This window comes from Soonwooa sp. T0.1_25, assembly GCF_057652215.1.
In genome coordinates this window covers 1-19,349 of the sequence record NZ_JBYFBZ010000019.1, presented here as the reverse complement: position 1 = coordinate 19,349, position 19,349 = coordinate 1, and the positions used below count along the sequence as shown (strand labels likewise).

Genomic DNA, 19,349 nt, shown 5'->3' with positions numbered 1-19,349 from the left:
TCCGTTTCAGTTGGCGGATGCAAATTTCAAACGAAAAAACTATATTTACAAACTGTCAAAAAAGTAGTCCACTTACCGGTGTCCAAGAGGAATGGTTGGTCTTAATAAAGTTAATACCGATTACCCTAATGACCAAATTAGTATTGCTGTACATAATAATGATCCTATGTTTGTAAGTGCTTATGATGGAGGTGCAGCATTTAGTGGTTTTCCAGGTATGAATGTTGACAGAGAATTAAAAGGAGTAGACCCAGGTCCGAGTGGTATTAATGGTTTTGTAACTTCAAGAAAAAATATTCCAACACCAGTTAAACTAAGCGGAGACTATTCAATCTCTGGGACTCAACTTACAGCTAATGTAAATGGCCAATTCTTTATTAATAACCCAAATACAAACTTTAAGTTGGCAGTAGTTGTGACCGAAGATGGTGTAAAAGGAACAGCAGCGGGTTACGCACAGAAAAACTATTATACAGGCGCTGGTAATGGAGCAATGGGAGGTTTCGAAAATCTACCAGAAACAATACCAGCGGCACAAATGATTTATGATCCCGTTGGTAGAGCTCTTCTAAGTGGATATCAGGGGCAAGACGGGTCAGTCCCTGCTGAGTTACTGTTGTTCTACTACCAGCTACTCATTCAACTATACAATTCCAGCAAGCTATGTTGCAGACAACATCCATGCTGTTGTTCTTTTAATTGATTCAAATGATGGTACTATTGTTAATGCTGCAAAACTTACCAAAACTCTTGATGTTAATAATATTTCTAAAATGGGAGAAAGCACAACAATTTATCCAAACCCAGCAAAATCAGATTTCAATATCAAACTTGCTGATGACGGTAAATATTCTGTAAAAATCTACGATATGACAGGACGAGAAGTTAAGAATCTTGGTGAAGTAAAATCTAACTCTAAAAACATCAATGTTCCTATTAACCTAAATGCTGGTAAATATCTTGTAAACATCACTAAAGACGGTGTATCTTTCACAAAAGATCTTTTAGTTAAATAATATTTTAAATTGAATATATTACACAAAAAAAACCGAAGAACAATCTTCGGTTTCATTTATTTAAAAACTAAAAATATTATTTAGCTTTTGCGCTTTCTAAAGTTTTGTTATAAGCATCTTTGACATCACCAGCTGCTTTTTTAGTAGCATCTTTAGTGTCTTGTGCCGCTTTGTTAACATCAGCTTTAACATCTTGAGCTGCTGTTTTAAGATCAGCTTTCGCATCTTTTGCAGCTTCGTTAGTTTTGTCAACAGCGTTGTTTACACCATCTTTAACATCTTGCGCTGCAGAGTTAACCGCTGCTTTTGTTTTATCCCAAGCTGAGTTAGCATCTGCTAAAGCTTTTCTAGCAGTTTCTTCTGCTGCTTTATCACCTTTTTTGATAGCCGCATCTAGATCAGCCTGCGCTTTATCAACTTTAGCTTTAGCCTCAGTTTCGCTAAGTACAGTCGTTTCTTCAGTATGTACAACTGCTACTGTATCTGTACCACCATCTGTTGTTACTACAGTGCTGTTTTCTTTTTTACATGACACAACTACAGTTAATAATACAGCTGATGCTGCGAATAAAATCTTTTTCATAGGTTTAAAATTTGATATTTTTTTTTAAAGTTTAATTGTTATTTAACTGCAACTTATTAGAAAATATTGTACCAAACATAAAATTTTTAAAACTATTTTCCTAAAACTTCAACAATTGGTTGTCCAATGTTGCCGCTAGGGTTTTCAATTTTTAAAATCTGAGCCAAAGTCGGCGCAATATCTGTCATATAATAAGGACGGTTGCTTTCGCCGTTTTTAACTTTCCAACCCATAAACATTAACGGAATATGCGCATCGTAAGAATTCCAAACCGAGTGTGTTGTTCCTTTTTTTGCATAATAAGCCAAATAACCATCTTTGGTCACCATTTGGATATCGCCACTTCGCTTCCAGTTATAACCATTAATAGTTCTCGTCTTGATTGGTTCTGGGATTGGCGACTCTCCTATCTCTGTCATGTCAACCGCATATAAAATTTCAGGTAATTTTTTTAAACTTGAAATAATGTATTTTTTGATGTCTTCAGAATCTAGATTTTTTTCAGAAATCATTTTATCATTCGTATAAACTTGGTAATTATCTACAGCCAAAACTAAATTAGCAACACCAAATTTCTTTTCCAAATCTGCATTTAAAGATTTTTCTAAACCTTCTCCAAAGAAGCCAGTCGGCATTTTTTTTTCTTCAAGAAAACCAACAGAATGCGCCCCACCATGATCCGCAGACAAGAATACTAAAAAGTTATCCTTCCCTACTTTTTTGTCCAACATTTTGAAAAAGTTTCCCAAATCCTTATCCAATCTTAAATAAGTATCTTCAATCTCGATAGAATTTGGTCCAAAAGCATGTCCAACATAATCTGTAGATGCGATATTAATAGCTAAAAAATCGGTGATATCGTCCGCACCCAATTGATAACCATCAACAGTTGCTTCTGCAAATTTTAATGTATAAGTATTTCCGAAAGGTGTCATTCTTAAAACGCCTTTCTTTTTTTCGTAGTCTGTCGCTAAATTATTGTACGGAAAAACTGGTTTGGTTGCGGAACCAAGGAGACTTTCCCAAGGTACATCATCTCTGGTACTTTCGGTATATTGGTTAATTGGCAGTAAAGTATTCCAACCTTTAGAAACCAATTCGGATGCATAATTTTTAGAATTAAAATCCTTCACCCAACTTGGCAAATCTTGCATGTAATAAGTACTTGTGATAAAATTACCAGTCGTCTCATCAAACCAAAAAGCACCAGTAGGATTATGTCCAGCTGGCAAAATAGATGCTCTATCTTTTAATGAAACACCAACAACTTTCGATTGAAAATTAGTTGCAATCCCCAACTGATCCGTGATTGTCGTGCTCCATAAATTTCGTGGAGAATGTGCACCAATTTTGTCAGAAGTTGTCCCAACACCTTTGTAAGCAGCATCTGTTGTACAATACACACTTTTCCCAGTTTCTTTATCGGTCCAATCGTTACCCGCAATACCATGAATTGAAGGCACCGAACCCGTATAGATACTTGTATGACCAATCGCCGTAACAGTCGGCAAGTACGGAATCATAACATTGTTAAAAGAATAACCTTGTTTCAACATTCTTTTGAAACCATCTTCACCAAATTTGTCATGATAACGGTAAAGATAATCCCAACGCATTTGGTCAATTACCAGTCCTACAACCAATTTTGGACGCTCCAACTTTGTTTGAGCGAAAGATTGAAAAATTCCTAAAAATGCAATTGCAGCAGCAATTCCTACACGTTTTAACATATCATTTACTTTTAAGTGATACAAAGCTAAGTTAGATTTTTAAAACATGAAAATTAATTTATCTTAAATAAAAAAACCTTCCAAAATCATTGAAAGGTTTTCTATTATTATTTTCCGCCACCTTGGTTTTTCTCAACATCAGTTTTGGTATTTTCTTTTACTTTTTGATTTCCGAAACGTTTGGTGATCGTTAACGAAGCGCCGTACCAGTCGGAAGTATTTATGTTTCTAAATGTTCCCGCTTGACTGTAAGTCGTCCTGTCAAATACTGGTCGCAAGAAAATATTATTTAATTTTAAACTTGTTTCTAAACCAATTTTATCAAAGATTTTGGTCACAGATAGATTATGGAATACGTTGGTTGTATTTCCAATCGAGTTTCCGTTATTGTTTCTGTATACGCCTGCCCATACAGAAATATTGATGTTTTTATCAAATAAATTGGTGTAAGTGAAGTTGGCAGAACCAGAGAAATTGGTGATGTAATCTTTCGTATTTAGATTGTTTCTATGGTTGAAATCACTGTTATCTTGGTAGTTGATACCAACTGTGACATTAACATTAAATTTATTTTTAAAGAAAGTTTGGTTAGTATTCAAGTTAACCGAATAACGCTCAGACTGTCCAATAAAATTATTTGGAAATGACACCAACTTATTACCTTCTGGGATATAATCTGTCCAATAATCTTGATTCGTAAAACTGTAACCTAAGGATAAGAAATACTTTTTATAAACACCAAATTTCATTGTAAAACGATGATTCGGATTCGGCATCAAATCCATATTTCCTCGGTAGAAATTACCATCACTTGTTGGCAATTCAAAAGGATTAAACTCCGAATACCAAGGTCTCCAAATGCTGTAATTATACGATGTTGACACATTAAAGTTAGGACTTACCGTATATTTTATCAACGCATTTGGCATGAGTTTTCCGTAAGATTCATCTCTTTTGATATTGTCATTTTCTTGATGTAATTTATAGATCATATATTCGTAGCGAAGTCCAAAACGCACATCCAATTTCTCAAAGAATTTTGTACTATAATTGGCATAGATCGCATTGAGATTATCTTTGTAACTAAATCTGTTACGCAAAATATCCGACGAATAACCGAAATAGTCTATCGGCATATAATTGTTATTAAAATCGAACTTAACACCAGTTTCTAAAGTGTTATTTGTTGATCCTAAATTCTGCGTGTAATCTAATTTTACATAATAATTTCGCATCTGTGTATCTTCGAAAACGCGCGTATATTCTGGTGTCGCAAGATCAGATTGATTACGCAAATAATGTCTATCGCCACGATCACCGTTGTAATTAAAACCTACATTAACATCAAAAATCCTGTTTTTTTCTTTATCATAATATTTATAAAAAAGATTGGAATTTAACACCAAATATTTCGAGGCTTCATTTTGATTTATTGAATACGTGTTAAAAGGATTTCCGTTTTTGAAAACACTTCCGACACTATTATTTTCGGAATCACTTTTATTTTGAAAATACTCGAAAATAACACCAATGTTATTTTTATCGTTTAATTCTAATTCCGATGTCGAAGATACCGACGGCATTTTTCCGTGATAGACAGATTGCATATCGATTAATCTTTGTTCGTTATCTTGGAAAAGATTGTTTTCAGTTTTTAATGATGAAACATTAGTATTATCATTATAACTACCTGTTATAGTTTGCGTAAAATTCTTTTTGTGATAATTAAGATTAAGATTAGAATATTGACTATTCTTAGTATTTTGGGTATTAGTAAAAGCTACACTTCCTTTGACACCTTCGTCTTCACGCTTTTTAAGAACGATATTAATAACTTGCCCTGTGGTTTCGTATCTTGAAGATGGATTGGTAATCACTTCGATTTTCATCAAATTATCTGCAGGAAGTGATTTAAGATATTCTTTAAGTTCTTTTCCTGTAAAAACAGATTTTCTATCGTTGATATAGACTGTTACGTTTTCGCCTTCAGATTTTACAACATCATTGTTATCGATGCTCACCAAAGGCGTCATGCGAAGGACATCCCAAGTCGTATTACCAGCAAGAATAGAACTGTCCGCCACATTGAAAACCGTTCTATCAACCTTGGTCTCAACCGTTGGTTTTTTCGCAACAATTGTTACAGCTTCTATGTTTTCTGATTTAATGGTATCTTGCTTTACTTGAGCTATGAAAAAGTTGGAACAAAGTAAAACAGCACTGGTAATAATTAGCTTCATATTTTGTTTTTCAATAAGACAACCAGAACCAGCAACTTGTTACATAAGAATCAAAAAACATCACTAAATATTTAGTTTAATACTGAAAATCAATTCAATAAATTTAGTTTTAAACAAAAAAAAGACGTATCATAATGATACGCCTTAATATTTTGAAGATAGAAATTCTTAGAACTTCAAATCACCATTAACTTCTCTTACAGCTTGTGCAGCTTCAGCAAATTTTGCTTTTTCAGCATCTGTTAATGTAATGTCAACGATTTTTTCAACACCGTTAGCACCGATAATCGCAGGAACACCAAGACAAATGTCTGACTGTCCGTACTCACCATCTAACATTAATGAACAAGGAATCATTTTCTTTTGGTCGCAAAGGATAGATTGTACCAATACAGATACAGCCGCACCTGGCGCATACCAAGCAGAAGTTCCTAACAATTTAGTTAATGTCGCACCACCAACTTTAGTTTCTTCAGTAACGTAAGCAACTTGCTCATCGTTAAGGAATTCAGTTACTGGCACACCATTTCTTGTTGCTTTGCTAACTAATGGAAGCATCCCTGTATCTGAGTGTGCTGCGATAACCATACCGTCAACATCAGAAATTGGACATTCTAAAGCCTCTGCTAATCTGTATTTGAAACGTGCAGAATCTAATGCACCTCCCATACCGATGATTCTTTCTTTAGGAAGACCAGAAGTTTTGTGTACTAAATAAGCCATTGTATCCATTGGGTTAGACACCACAATAATAATAACGTCAGGAGAATGTTTTACCAAGTTAGCCGTAACTTCTTTAACAATACCAGCATTGATACCGATAAGTTCTTCTCTTGTCATCCCTGGTTTTCTTGGGATACCAGATGTGATAACCGCTACTTTTGACCCAGCAGTTTTGCTATAATCACCAGTTGTACCAGTAATTTTTGTATCAAAAGCGTTAAGAGATGCACACTGCATTAAGTCCATAGCTTTACCTTCCGCAAAACCTTCTTTAATGTCAACTAATACTACTTCTGATGCGAAGTTTTTCATCGCGATGTACTCTGCACAACTTGCACCTACGGCACCTGCGCCAACAACAGTTACTTTCATTTATTTTTATATTTAAATAATTGTTAAAATTAATGCTTGTAAATATAATAAAGATTAGGCACATAGAAAAAATTTGAAAACCTAAAAATTATCATTTCTTCATATTTTTAAACGTGATTAAAATCAAATTTTAATAATTGTTTATTATTCAAAGAAATACCTATTTTTTTTTAAATTTGCGTACTAATTTTGAGACTATGTCAAATCAAAACATAAAAACAGTCGCTGTTTTAACGTCGGGAGGTGATGCACCTGGGATGAATGCTGCTATTCGTGCAGTTGTAAGAACTGCTAATAGCCTTGGTCTTGAGTGCTATGGTGTCCGCGAAGGTTACAACGGTCTTATCCATGGTGATTTTACCAAAATGGGACCGCGATCTGTTAAAAACATTATTAATGAAGGCGGTACTATTCTAAAGTCTGCCCGTTCATCAGAATTTAAAACAGCAGAAGGTCGGGCCAAAGCTTTTGAAAATTGTAAAAAACACAATATTGATGCCTTAGTTTGTATCGGTGGAGACGGAAGTTTTACAGGCGCTAAAGTTTTTAATGAAGAGTTTGGACTTCCAGTAATTGGTGTTCCTGGGACAATTGATAATGATATTTTTGGTACAGACAACACTATAGGTTACGATACAGCACTTAACACTGCGATGGAAGCTATTGACAAAATTAGAGATACGGCAACTTCTCATAACAGAGTGTTTTTTGTAGAAGTTATGGGACGTGATGCTGGTTTTATTGCTCTTAATAGTGGTATTGCAACTGGTGCACTAGATATTTTGATCCCTGAACAAAAAGATAGTATGGAAGAACTTTTCGGCACATTTAGAAAAGCTGAAAAAGTTGGAAAATCTTCTAGTATTGTTGTTGTTGCAGAAGGCGAAAAACTTGGTAACATTTATGATTTAGCAAAAGCGACTAAAGATGAATTCCCGAATTTTGATATTCGTGTAGCAGTTTTGGGACACATCCAACGCGGTGGTTCTCCAAGTTGTGCAGATCGTGTATTGGCTAGTAAAATGGGTTATGGTGCCGTAATGGGACTTGTAGAAGGTAAAAGCAAAGTGATGGTTGGGGTTAAGTCTAATCGATTGATATACACGCCTATTGAAGAAGCGATTAAAAAGCATAACGAAATAGACAAAGACTTGCTAAAGATTTCTGAGATATTAGCAATGTAGTTCATTAAAAATTTTGTAATTTTAGAAACAATATATTATCAAATTTAAAAAGTAAAATATGTCAACAATTAAAGTAGGAATTAACGGATTCGGTAGAATCGGACGTTTAGTTTTCAGAGCAATGGCTGAAAGAAGCAACATCGAAGTAGTAGGTATTAACGACCTTATCGATGCAGAATACATGGCTTACATGCTAAAGTACGATTCAGTTCACGGTGCTTTCAACGGTGAAGTATCTGTACAAGGTAACAACCTTGTTGTAAACGGTAAAACTATCCGTATTACTGCTGAAAGAGATCCTAACAATCTAAAATGGAACGAAATTGGCGCTGAGTACATTGTAGAATCTACAGGTCTATTCTTATCTGCTGATACAGCTAACGCGCACATCAACGCTGGTGCTAAGAAAGTTGTTCTTTCTGCGCCTTCTAAAGATGATACGCCAATGTTTGTAATGGGTGTTAACCACAAAGAGCTTACTGACGATATCAAAATCTTCTCTAACGCTTCTTGTACAACTAACTGTCTTGCGCCATTAGCAAAAGTAATCCACGATAACTTCGGAATCGTTGAAGGTCTTATGACAACTGTACACGCTACAACTGCAACTCAAAAAACAGTTGATGGTCCATCAGCTAAAGACTGGAGAGGTGGTAGATCTGCTCTTAACAACATTATCCCTTCTTCTACTGGTGCTGCAAAAGCTGTAGGAAAAGTTATTCCTTCTCTTAATGGTAAATTGACTGGTATGTCTTTCCGTGTACCAACGGCTGACGTTTCTGTAGTAGATTTAACAGTAAGATTAGAAAAAGCAACTTCTTATGATGAGATTTCTGCTGCTATCAAAGCTGCTTCTGAAGGTGAACTAAAAGGTATTCTTGGTTACACTGAAGATCTAGTAGTTTCTCAAGATTTCGTTGGAGATAAGAGAACTTCAATCTTTGATAAAGATGCTGGTATTATGCTATCGCCTAACTTTGTTAAGTTAGTGTCTTGGTATGATAACGAAATGGGTTACTCTAACAAGTTAACAGATTTATTAGTTCATTCAGCTTCTTTGTAAGTCAATAACTAATATTAAAAATAGAAACTCTCCTACTTTGGAGAGTTTTTTTGTTTTAAATTTTAAATAATTGCTCTAACACTAATTGTTCGACCATTATTAAAAAAAATTTAATTTAAATATAAAAGTCCTTCGACTTAGCCAAAGGAGTTCATGAAAGAATAAAAAATACTGAAACATTCCAGTAAAAAAACTATGAAAAACTAACCTATAAAGGTATTATGATTTAAAAACGATAACCGAAAGAAAGCCCTGATCGTAAACCAGCCCAAGGCCCATCCAACTTAACGGTTCCGCCGTTGGCATTAATTTCTGTTTTGTGCTTTACAAGCGGGATTTGTAGATCATTAAGTTCATCTTGCAATTCTTTTTGTTGGTCAGGCGTTAAGGTATATTGGGTTTTGCCAACTAGATCTCCTGAAGCTGAACCATAATGTCCTCCAACAATCCAAAAGTCTAACACCCAATTATCTTGGCTCCCTAACAACCATTGTACACCAAGCATTAAACCAAAGCTATTTGCAGAGAATTTTCCGTTTAAATCTATAGGGTTATCCATCTCGGTTTGGGTTGCTTCATCATATATTACATAGTTATATCGTAATTCGTCAACCTTAATATTGGTATAACGATAATATGGAGCAAGATAAAACCCGCTATTATACTTCTCTCCAAAATAAAAACGAGGTTCTATTGTAATAGCAGTTGTACCTAATTTTACATCGCCAATTTCTTTACGATCATCCCCTTTTATGAAGGTATCCATAAACGGAACACCACCAGTTGGCATCGTCGCAAAACCAATATTCAAAGCAATGGTTTTAGAAAATGATCTTTCATATGAAACATTAATATTACGAAACGCATATGCCATTACATTTGTCTTTATTGTGTTCATCTTCTCAGCGCTACTTCTTAGATTTTGCGCTGGTAAAAGATTTGTGGCTAAAAGCCCAATAAAAATTAATTTAGTCTTCATTGTAAACTATTTAAAATATTAGTGATGATTAATTTAGTAAACTTTTGTATTTGAAATAAAACTTTATTATCTGTTCTAATTTTACAATTTTTTTTTAAAAATAATCTTGATATTTTTTATTAATTTTATTTAAAATATTTGACTAAAAGTACGTGGCATGTTAATCTGCTAAATACGAACGTTGAAATAATTTAGATTATTAAATAAAGGTGTTTTCATAATGACTAGTTTTATTATTCAAATATATTATCATCTTTAATAAAAAACATACCTAATTCTAGGTATTTTTAAAGTATTTTATTTTTGATACAATTTGTATCAAATTATAGATTCAAATACTAAAGATTTTCCGTAATTTTGAAATTATTAAAATTAACGATGAGCAATATTGACGATAAGAAGAAAGCACTCCAATTAGTGCTTGACAAACTAGATAAAACTTACGGAAAAGGTACTGTAATGACTCTTGGAGAGGATTCTGTTGACCACACAATTGAAGTTATCCCGTCAGGATCTTTAGGTCTTGACCTTGCTTTGGGTGTTGGTGGTTATCCTCGTGGTAGAATTATTGAAATCTACGGACCAGAATCTTCAGGTAAAACAACCTTGACACTTCATGCCATTGCTGAAGCTCAAAAACAAGGCGGTATTGCTGCATTTATTGATGCAGAACATGCTTTTGACAGAACTTATGCTGGCAAACTAGGTATTGACCTTGACAATTTAATTATTTCTCAGCCGGATAATGGAGAACAAGCTTTAGAAATTGCTGATAACCTAATCCGTTCGGGCGCTATTGACATTGTGGTTATCGACTCGGTTGCTGCCTTAACACCAAAAGCCGAAATCGAGGGCGAAATGGGTGATTCTAAAATGGGATTGCATGCTAGATTGATGTCTCAAGCATTGAGAAAGTTAACAGCAACTATTAATAAAACTAAATGTACTGTAATTTTCATCAACCAGTTGAGAGAAAAAATCGGCGTTATGTTTGGAAACCCAGAAACAACAACTGGTGGTAATGCTCTTAAATTCTATGCTTCTGTAAGAGTTGACATCAGAAAAGCGAGTGCGCCAATCAAAAATGGTGACGAAGCTGTTGGTAGCCGTGTTAAAGTGAAAATTGTTAAAAACAAAGTGGCACCACCTTTCAAAATGGCAGAATTTGACATCATGTACGGCGAAGGGGTTTCTAAAGTTGGCGAAATTTTAGATCAAGGTGTTGAGCTTGGTGTTATCCAAAAAAGTGGATCTTGGTTCAGTTACGAAGGTACAAAACTTGGTCAAGGTCGTGATGCTGTTAAAGATGTCATCAAAGACAATCCTGAATTAGCAGAAGAGCTGGAAACAAAAATTAAAGAAAAAATAAAAGGAGAATAATTTTATTTGAATTTTAAAATATAAACCGTTACAAAATCTTGTAGCGGTTTTTTGCTTTTAATTATACTCGTAAATTATTTTATTTAATATAAAAAAACATATCAAGACTTCGTAAGTCAATTCATTGTTTAAACATTGGAGAATTCTTGTCCAGCGCAATAATGTTAAGACCGTCCTTTGAATGGATTAAAAAATATACTGCATGTGATTTTGCATCATTCCATTGATAAAGATTTTGAAAAGCATCTTTCTTCGCTTCTCCGTTTTCGTCTAAGAAAATGGTTCCCGTTTTACTAGATTCTTGCTTTGAAAAAACGGGTTTCCCATATTGTTCTTAAAACTTTTTAATGACAGATTTTAAAGTTTCCTGGTCAGTAATTGACAATTCGGAACAAAATATTTTCTGATCTTTTTTCGGATAGAATATCGAAAATTCTTTAAACTTCTTATTTAAATCATCACCAAAATAAGCTACTTCTCGAGTATATGGAACAACAAATTCTTCATAATCCATATTGAGATTTGTCGTTTAGTTTTGATCCTAATAAAGACTTAAACCTGATGAATCAAAAAACTGTTTTAACATTCCATCAAAATTGATATTAGAAACATCAAAACCTTTGTAAGTCACCACTTTTTTTTTGAGTTGCAACTTCTGCTTTAGGCTCTTCTTTTGTTTTTTCTGCTTTTCCATTGCAAGACATAATGCCTGTCAATAGAATTGCATTTAATAATAATTTCATCTCTATGTTAGTATTTAATTTTGAAAAAAATTTAAAAAAGGAAAATATTATAATTCAACCAACGCATCCCAAAATAGGTTTTTAAAATCTTTGATCCTTTGATTATTAAATTCTAAACCTTCTTTTTCAAGTTTGATTTTAAATTCTGGAACAGACAAAATACCACAACTTCCTACGACACGATGCGCAGGAACATCCGCTGGACAACCTCCCATTGCACGACCAACATGACGCGAATGATTGGGATAACCAACCGCTTTTGTAATCGAACCATAAGTTGTCACACGACCTTTCGGAATAAGTCTTGTGATTTCGTAAACTTGATTTTTAAAGAGCTCGTCCACTTGTTTTTTGTTTAAATTTAAATAAAAAAGACCTAATCGCTTAGGTCTTTCAATATATTTTTTAATTCCAAATATTAGTAAATCGCTGGATATTTTGCAGGATTAACTTCATGGAACATTGCGTAGATTTTTTCTACCATATCATCCGCAGATGGCTTAGAGAAATAATCTCCATCCGTCGCATAGGCTGGACGATGATCCTCCGCCGAAATACAGATTGGTGCAGAATCTAAATATCTAAATGCATTTTGTTTTTCAATAATTTGTTGAAGAATAAATGCCGAAGTTCCGCCTTCTACATCTTCGTCGATAACAACTAGACGATTGGTTTTCTTAACACTTTCTGCAATCTCACTTGACAAGTCAAACGGAATCAAAGATTGAATATCGATAACTTCTGCGTTGATGCCTAATTTTTCAAGTTCTTTAGCCGCTTCCATCACAATTCTCCAAGTCGATCCATAAGTTACCAAAGTCACATCACGACCCTCTTTTGTCACTTCAATTTTACCAACTGGAACAGTGAATTCGCCTAAGTTATCAGGTTGTTTTTCCTTCAAACGATATCCGTTAAGACACTCAACAATAAGAGCTGGCTCATCCGCTTGTAACATCGTATTATAGAATCCTGCAGCTTTTGTCAAATCTCTTGGTACCAAAACATTGATACCTTTCACCAAGTTGATAATACCTGCCATTGGCGAACCAGAATGCCAAATACCTTCTAATCTGTGACCACGAGTTCTGATGATAACTGGCGCTTTTTGACCACCTTTTGTACGATATTGTACTGTCGCCAAGTCGTCGCTCATACCTTGTAAACAATACAAAATATAATCTAAATATTGGATCTCAGCGATTGGACGAAGACCACGCATTGCAAGACCAATGCCTTGACCTAGAATTGTAGCCTCACGAATACCAGTGTCAGCAATTCTCAATGCTCCATATTTTTCTTGAAGACCTTCTAGACCTTGGTTAACGTCACCAATGTTACCAGTATCTTCACCAAAAATCATTGCTTGAGGATATTTTTCAAAAATTTTATCAAAGTTATTTCTAACCACCATTCTACCATCAACCATTTCTGAAGATTCAGAATAAATTGGTTTTACTTCTGCAATATTAGTCGCTTTCCATTCGCTTTGAGAATATAAGTGGGAAGAATAATTATCTTTTTCAACAGCGAAAAGGCTTTCGTAAGCTTGTTTCAGCGCTTGTCTTTCAGCAGAATTTGTTCCTCTTGTTGCAAGTAAAGTTTGACGAATTAAATGGAAAATATCTTTTTTACCAATAGAAATCAAAGCTTTGAATTTACTTACAAAATCAGAAATTTCTGAATTTTGAGAAGTCATCGCTTCAACCAAAGGTAATGCTTTATTTTTTAATTCTGTAATTGTTTTCTGATAGTTTTCCCAAGCTTGCTTTTGACCATCTTTTACAATTTTTTTAGCCTCAGCTTCAATTTGGTCAAGCTCTTCTTTAGTCGCAATAATTTGTACATCGCCTCCTTCCTCGAATTGGAAAGAATAAGTCTCGATCCACTCACGGAATTTATTTAAACAATCAAACTCAGTTTCGAAAGCAAGACGCTCTTCATTTTTGTAACGCTCGTGCGATCCTGAAGTTGAGTGACCTTGCGGCTGCGTTACTTCGATAACGTGAACAACAACTGGTACACTTTCTTGTCTTGCAAAATGTTCTGCTTTCGCGTAAGCATCCATCAAAGCTGGATAATCCCAAGCTTTAACTTGGATAATTTCGCAACCTTGGTTTTCGCCTTCTTGTCTTTGGAAACCAGAAAGCATTTCGGTGATATTTGCTTTAGCTCTTTGGTTTTTAGTTGGTACAGAAATCCCGTAGCCATCATCCCAAATCGAAACAATCATCGGAACTTGCAATGCACAAGCAGCGTTAAGTGTTTCCCAGAAATGACCTTCAGCCGTTGAAGCATCACCAATGGTTCCGAAAGCTACTTCCTTCCCAGAATTTGAGAATTTTTCAGCGCCATCGAATTTTATTTCTTTATAAAAATTAGAAGCTTGAGCCAAACCTAACAATCTCGGCATTTGCCCTGCTGTAGGCGAAATATCCGAAGAAATGTTTTTAATTTTTGTTAAATCTTTCCAACTTCCGTCTTCGTTAATAGTTCTTGTTGCATAGTGACCATTCATCTGACGACCGCCCGAAGCTGGCTCTCGATCAACATTGGTATCTGCATAAAGTTGTGCAAAAAAGCTTTCTACAGTTAGCGCATTAATCGCCAAAGCAAAAGTCTGATCTCTGTAATATCCTGAACGGAAATCGCCATTACGGAAAACATGAGCCATTGCTAATTGAGGTAATTCTTTTCCATCACCGAAAATACCAAATTTGGCTTTTCCTGTTAACACTTCTCTTCTACCCAAATAACTCATCTCACGAGAAATTCTCGCTAGCTTGTAATTTGCTAAAATATCATCCTTAAAATCTTGGAAAGAAAGTTCCTCTGTATCTATGAAAGTCTCTTGCATTTTTATACATTTTCTACAAATATAACATTTTAAATTAAATGCGAAAACAATATTTTTATTAACTTAATTTTTCTTGAATTAGAATATTTTAATTCAAAAACAATAATATTTAATAATAAATAATAAATAAAATTATTAAATTCTCAAATTAATCAAAGCATAACTGAATCTTAATAAGATTTAATAAAACAAAAAATCCTAAGTCAAGACCTAGGATTTTTATATTTTGCTTTTAATTATAAATTAAGCTTCGAAATTTTCTACGCTAAGAATTTCGATTTTTCTGACACCTGTCGGGAAAGGATATTCAATAACATCCCCCACTTTGTAACCAACAGTTGCTAGTGCCATTTCTGATAAAATTGAATATTTATTCTTCTTTGGTTTAGCCTTAGTTGATGGTACAAAAATATATTCTGCTTGTGTATTGTCGTTATGTTCCTTAATTTTCACGATTCTGTTAACCGTTACAATATCTTCTGGAAGCTCTCTTCTAAGAACTTGCTTTGCATTTTTAAGTTGATCTAACAACAAAACTTCTTCTTCTATTGTTGTTCTTTTTCTTCTTAAATGATCTTTGATTGCGTCATATATTCCGGTTGTAACTACGATAGGTTCTAACATTTTTTTTTAATTTTAAATTGAAATTCTCAATGTATACATAACATAATCGGGTATGCAAAATTCTTATGAAAACCTACATACGTACAATACATTGAAATGAATAGTTGATTAAAAACGGTCATCAAATACCCCTGTCCCGACTAACGACAGGGCTTAATCGATAAACTCTTTAGAACTTTGTAGAAAAACGTCATCACGAAGATAGGACAAAGAAGCAATAAGTCTTTGGCAATGGATAACTTCATATTGAAATCTATAATTCGTCATATCTTATTGGTGAGAACTTTACGAAGATATGACTATATTACCGCAAAAGCAAATATCTGTCTTTTTGTAATTAAAAAAGGCCCCCGAAACTAGTGCTTCGCGGAATCGTCGTAAAAATACAAAGGTTGCTTTTTAATAATTATACTTAAAATTTTTCGCAGACCATACTATAGTTTACAATTAAAATTGGTATACCTGACAAGGCAGAAAAGATAGAAAATGCCGATGGTGGAATGGTTTTTTTGGACGAAATCGAAAATTTGTCCTTGCCTTTGCAACAAAAATTGTTGACTCTAATTCAAACTAAAAAGCTTTCGAGAATTGGAACAAAAGAACGTTTCCCAAATGATCGATTTTTATTTGCTACCAACACTGAATTAAGAAAAGTGGTTGCTGAAGGGAAGTTTAGAGAAGATTTATTTAAGAATTAATACCGTGGAAGTCACTGTGCCACCACTTCGCGATCGAAAAGAAGATATTCTCACTTTATTGCCGTTTCTATTGCTTTACAAATCGCTTGCTGGACGTAGTTTCCGACTCAAATGAATGACGTCGAAAAAATCATTAGTCCTATAAAAAATAAAGATTTTTCACTTTATCTAGTAATGGATTCTAAAAATGACTTAAAAGCCAACGTAGTAAAGTTGTATTATCAGTCCAGAGAAGAACACAAAGACCTTTATTTTTACAAAAATCTATCGATTTTTAAATAAAATAGAAATCTGACTTTTGATTTTAAATAAAAAACAGCAAGAAGAAAATTGGAAAGTTTTCTATTCCCATCCTAATTTTTAGAATATTTTGAAAGTCCCAAAATATAAGGAATGGAGTTTTTATAAAGACAAATCGGGGGAGTTTTTTCAATAAATTGAAAGCACAAATTTTAAAGATTCTCAAGAATTTGTGGATATTTCAATGCAAGAAAGTACGGCGCAGTCCTACTCGATTCGTACGTCTAAAAAATAAGCAAGATGCAGTTGCAGATGTCAGCACAAGATTATTTTATGTAAGCTGATGAAAGCATGATTGAACGTGTTTTAGTAAATCTTCTAACCAACGCCCAATAGGCGTTACAAAAGCGAGATTCTAAAAATAGTAACATTCAATTTTCAGAAGTCTACGACTGGATTTTACTTTCTGTGGAAGACAACGGTCTAGGAATCGATCCACAAATTGAATCGAAGATTTTTCTTCCCTTTCTCACCACGCGACAAAACGGTTATGGAATTGGCTTAACGCTTTCTAAAGATTTTATGGAAGCACATAACAGTTATCTCATCTATTGACGATTGGAAAAAGGTTCAGCATTTGAAAGATGGTTTGCATAGACAAATAAACACATAACAAAAAGTTATAGACTATAAATATTTACAATTGGTTTTGTAATATCATATTTTAGAAATTTGTAAAAAAAAAAGAACATGCAAGTTTTTAAAATAAAACCTTCGTACCAAATTATCATTTTCGTGATACTTGCAACGCTAAGTGTCAGTGGATTAATAAGTTCGCCAATTGCGTTGTTATTAGGTTTAATAATGGCAATTTTTCTCGGAAATCCTTTTGAAAGCAAAGTTTCTAGTTATATTCACAAGCTTTTACAAATTTCGATTGTTGGTTTAGGATTTGGTTTGCATCTCGATGAAGCACTCAAAGTTGGTCAATCAGGATTTTTATTAACTATTGGTAGTATTTCAATTATTTTTATTCTTGGATATTTTTTAGGAAAACTTTTAAAAATAGAACGACCTCTCACCTACCTCATTTCTGCGGGAACCGCAATTTGTGGTGGTAGCGCCATTGCAGCAGTTTCTCCGATTATTAAAGCCAACACCAAGCAGATTTCACTAGCTTTAGCCATAGTTTTTTCGCTTAATTCGATTGCATTGTTTATCTATCCGAGTGTTGGACATTGGTTAATGATGTCGCAACATGATTTTGGATTGTGGTGTGCGATCGGCATTCATGACACAAGTTCGGTGGTGGGCGCGGCGAGCAAATATGGTGATGACGCCTTGAAGACGGCGACAACAGTTAAGCTGGCAAGAGCACTATGGATTATTCCTGTTTCGATTTTAACCATGTTTTTATTTAAAACAAAAGGTACAAAAATTAAAATTCCGTGGTTTATAGCTTATTTTATTCTTGCAATTTTATTGAGCACTTATTTTCCGATTTTTGATTCGATAAGTCCGACGATTACTAAAATTTCGAAACTTGGCTTAAATTTAACCTTGTTTTTAATAGGTTCAACCTTGTCACTAGAAGCTCTGAAATCTATTAGTTTTAAACCATTATTACTTGCGATTATCTTGTGGATTGTCATTAGTATCGGAAGTTTAATGATAATTTTAAATTAAGAACTTGTTTAAAAAATTTAGCAATAAAATATAAACATGCTCTAAAAATATCTAAATTTATCTTTCAAAAATTTTAAAAAATGTCAAAGCCAGAAAGAAATCCAAAAGTTGATGCTTACCTTGATAAAAAATCTAAATGGAGTCAAGAAATCTCGGCTTTGCGAGAATTGGTTTTGGAATTTGATGTTCAGGAGGATTTTAAATGGTATCAGCCATGCTATAAAGTTAATGGCAAGAATATCATTATCCTTGGACCTTTCAAAGATTTTTGTGTTTTGAGTTTTTTCAAAGGTGTTTTGTTGGAAGATCCTAAAAATCTATTGGAGCAAATGGGCGAAAACTCGCAGTCTAGTCATGTGGTGAAAATTACAAGTCTTGACCAAATTGCTTCGCACAAAAACGAGTATCAAGATCTCATAAAACAAGCAATTAACAACGAAAAAGAAGGTAAAAAAGTGGCAATGAAAACGACTTCGGAATATGAAGTTCCGGAAGAGTTAAAACTCATGTTTAACGAAAATCCTGATTTGAAAATTGCTTTTGAAAAATTAACTCCTGGACGCCAGAGCGGTTATCTACTCCACTTTTCGGCTCCAAAACAATCTAAGACACGATTTGCAAGAATTGAGAAGTTTAATCCGAACATTCTGCAAGGTAAAGGTTTTCAAGAATAAAATGATTTTTGCATTTTCCAATAAAATTTACTAACTTTAAAGAAAAAAATATGGAAACGATAAAAATTGACATCACTATTTTGGCTCCGGCTTCCAAGGTTTGGGAATTGTATACACAATCTGCGCATATTGCAAAATGGAATGTCGTCGATAACCGATGGAAATGTGGTGCGTCGTATGTCGATTTCCGTGAAGGTGGCGAATTTAAAAATACAATGAGCTTAAAAGATGGTAGTTATTCTTTTGACTACGCTGGCACTTTTGAAAGTATTGTCCCTGGCCAAAAGATTATCTATCGTACAAAAGATGGTCGAACGGTGGTTGTCGACTTCGAAGCGATTGATCCCACGACGACGAGGATTTCTCAAGACATAGAACCTGATAAACTTAACTCTTTTGAGAGTCAACGTCAAGAATATTATAATATTCTCAATAATTTTCATAAATATGTTGAGAATCATTAAAATAGATACTATCCCTTTAAGTGTGTAAGTTAAAAAGTTAGGGCTTGGATTTTATAATCTGAGCCTTTCTTCAAAAATAAGCATAAATTGGTT

The 19,349-nt window shown here is 34.1% G+C and carries 20 protein-coding genes; 10 read left to right on the top strand and 10 right to left on the bottom strand.

The features are described 5' to 3' along the window. Window positions 1-91 precede the first annotated feature (91 nt). Together AC23MB_RS13640 and AC23MB_RS13635 are read left to right on the top strand one after the other, a co-directional pair. Window positions 92-703, top strand: a complete 612-nt coding sequence (locus AC23MB_RS13640) for a hypothetical protein (protein WP_374330447.1) — start codon at window positions 92-94, stop codon at window positions 701-703. A gap of 70 nt (window positions 704-773) precedes the next feature. Next, window positions 774-1,016, top strand: a complete 243-nt coding sequence (locus tag AC23MB_RS13635; RefSeq protein WP_313031993.1) for a T9SS type A sorting domain-containing protein — start codon at window positions 774-776, stop codon at window positions 1,014-1,016. 76 nt (window positions 1,017-1,092) lie between these two features. Here the strand turns inward: AC23MB_RS13635 and AC23MB_RS13630 are convergent, their stop codons facing one another. From AC23MB_RS13630 to AC23MB_RS13615, 4 genes are all read right to left on the bottom strand, one after another. Then, window positions 1,093-1,599, bottom strand: a complete 507-nt coding sequence (locus AC23MB_RS13630) for a hypothetical protein (protein WP_312324169.1) — start codon at window positions 1,597-1,599, stop codon at window positions 1,093-1,095. Between the two features lie 92 nt (window positions 1,600-1,691). Beyond that, window positions 1,692-3,329 carry an alkaline phosphatase PafA gene (gene pafA, locus AC23MB_RS13625; protein WP_313031987.1) on the bottom strand — a complete coding sequence of 546 codons (1,638 nt, stop codon included), beginning with the start codon at window positions 3,327-3,329 and terminating at the stop codon, window positions 1,692-1,694. Between the two features lie 107 nt (window positions 3,330-3,436). Then, entirely contained in the window at window positions 3,437-5,569 is a 2,133-nt protein-coding gene (locus tag AC23MB_RS13620; RefSeq protein ID WP_487787555.1) for a TonB-dependent receptor domain-containing protein, read from the bottom strand. A gap of 168 nt (window positions 5,570-5,737) precedes the next feature. Beyond that, window positions 5,738-6,664, bottom strand: a complete 927-nt coding sequence (locus AC23MB_RS13615) for a malate dehydrogenase (protein ID WP_079667906.1) — start codon at window positions 6,662-6,664, stop codon at window positions 5,738-5,740. 197 nt (window positions 6,665-6,861) lie between these two features. On the opposite strand from AC23MB_RS13615, the gene pfkA reads away from it, so the two are divergent. Together pfkA and gap are read left to right on the top strand one after the other, a co-directional pair. Then, entirely contained in the window at window positions 6,862-7,848 is a 987-nt protein-coding gene (gene pfkA / locus AC23MB_RS13610) for a 6-phosphofructokinase (RefSeq protein WP_313214094.1), read from the top strand. 58 nt (window positions 7,849-7,906) lie between these two features. Beyond that, complete coding sequence (gap, locus tag AC23MB_RS13605; RefSeq protein ID WP_079667904.1) at window positions 7,907-8,911, top strand: type I glyceraldehyde-3-phosphate dehydrogenase; 1,005 nt, start codon at window positions 7,907-7,909, stop codon at window positions 8,909-8,911. Between the two features lie 226 nt (window positions 8,912-9,137). Here gap and AC23MB_RS13600 read toward each other — a convergent pair whose 3' ends face one another. Continuing rightward, window positions 9,138-9,890, bottom strand: coding sequence for a DUF3575 domain-containing protein (locus tag AC23MB_RS13600; protein ID WP_313031979.1), 753 nt, complete (start codon window positions 9,888-9,890; stop codon window positions 9,138-9,140). A gap of 378 nt (window positions 9,891-10,268) precedes the next feature. Here AC23MB_RS13600 and recA point away from each other — a divergent pair, with 378 nt between their 5' ends. Further along, on the top strand, window positions 10,269-11,270 hold the full coding sequence (gene recA / locus AC23MB_RS13595; protein WP_079667901.1) for a recombinase RecA: 1,002 nt from the start codon (window positions 10,269-10,271) through the stop codon (window positions 11,268-11,270). A 334-nt stretch (window positions 11,271-11,604) separates the two neighbouring features. Here the strand turns inward: recA and AC23MB_RS13590 are convergent, their stop codons facing one another. The 5 genes from AC23MB_RS13590 to AC23MB_RS13570 form a co-directional block, all read right to left on the bottom strand. Beyond that, window positions 11,605-11,784 (bottom strand): hypothetical protein, encoded by a 180-nt coding sequence (locus tag AC23MB_RS13590; RefSeq protein WP_487787554.1) that lies wholly within the window; start codon window positions 11,782-11,784, stop codon window positions 11,605-11,607. Window positions 11,785-11,881: 97 nt separating this feature from the next. Beyond that, window positions 11,882-12,013: a hypothetical protein gene (locus tag AC23MB_RS13585; protein ID WP_374331051.1), complete on the bottom strand. Its 132-nt coding sequence runs from the start codon at window positions 12,011-12,013 to the stop codon at window positions 11,882-11,884. 47 nt (window positions 12,014-12,060) lie between these two features. Further along, a complete protein-coding gene (locus tag AC23MB_RS13580) occupies window positions 12,061-12,357 on the bottom strand; it encodes an MGMT family protein (protein ID WP_312323657.1) in 297 nt (98 codons plus the stop codon). A 74-nt stretch (window positions 12,358-12,431) separates the two neighbouring features. Then, window positions 12,432-14,870 (bottom strand): alpha-ketoacid dehydrogenase subunit alpha/beta, encoded by a 2,439-nt coding sequence (locus AC23MB_RS13575; RefSeq protein ID WP_374331047.1) that lies wholly within the window; start codon window positions 14,868-14,870, stop codon window positions 12,432-12,434. Window positions 14,871-15,113: 243 nt separating this feature from the next. Continuing rightward, the gene (locus AC23MB_RS13570; protein WP_487787553.1) at window positions 15,114-15,494 is read right to left on the bottom strand and encodes a GreA/GreB family elongation factor; all 381 of its coding nucleotides are present in this window, start codon (window positions 15,492-15,494) and stop codon (window positions 15,114-15,116) included. Window positions 15,495-15,994: 500 nt separating this feature from the next. Between AC23MB_RS13570 and AC23MB_RS13565 the strand changes: the two genes are divergently transcribed. The 5 genes from AC23MB_RS13565 (at window position 15,995) to AC23MB_RS13545 (ending at window position 19,256) form a co-directional block, all read left to right on the top strand. Then, entirely contained in the window at window positions 15,995-16,192 is a 198-nt protein-coding gene (locus AC23MB_RS13565) for a sigma 54-interacting transcriptional regulator (RefSeq protein WP_487787552.1), read from the top strand. A gap of 669 nt (window positions 16,193-16,861) precedes the next feature. Next, entirely contained in the window at window positions 16,862-17,047 is a 186-nt protein-coding gene (locus AC23MB_RS13560) for an ATP-binding protein (RefSeq protein WP_487787556.1), read from the top strand. 135 nt (window positions 17,048-17,182) lie between these two features. Next, window positions 17,183-18,118: a YeiH family protein gene (locus tag AC23MB_RS13555; protein ID WP_487787551.1), complete on the top strand. Its 936-nt coding sequence runs from the start codon at window positions 17,183-17,185 to the stop codon at window positions 18,116-18,118. A gap of 80 nt (window positions 18,119-18,198) precedes the next feature. After that, window positions 18,199-18,792, top strand: coding sequence for a YdeI/OmpD-associated family protein (locus AC23MB_RS13550; RefSeq protein WP_313031959.1), 594 nt, complete (start codon window positions 18,199-18,201; stop codon window positions 18,790-18,792). Between the two features lie 50 nt (window positions 18,793-18,842). Then, window positions 18,843-19,256: an SRPBCC domain-containing protein gene (locus AC23MB_RS13545; protein ID WP_312324009.1), complete on the top strand. Its 414-nt coding sequence runs from the start codon at window positions 18,843-18,845 to the stop codon at window positions 19,254-19,256. Window positions 19,257-19,349: the final 93 nt, after the last annotated feature.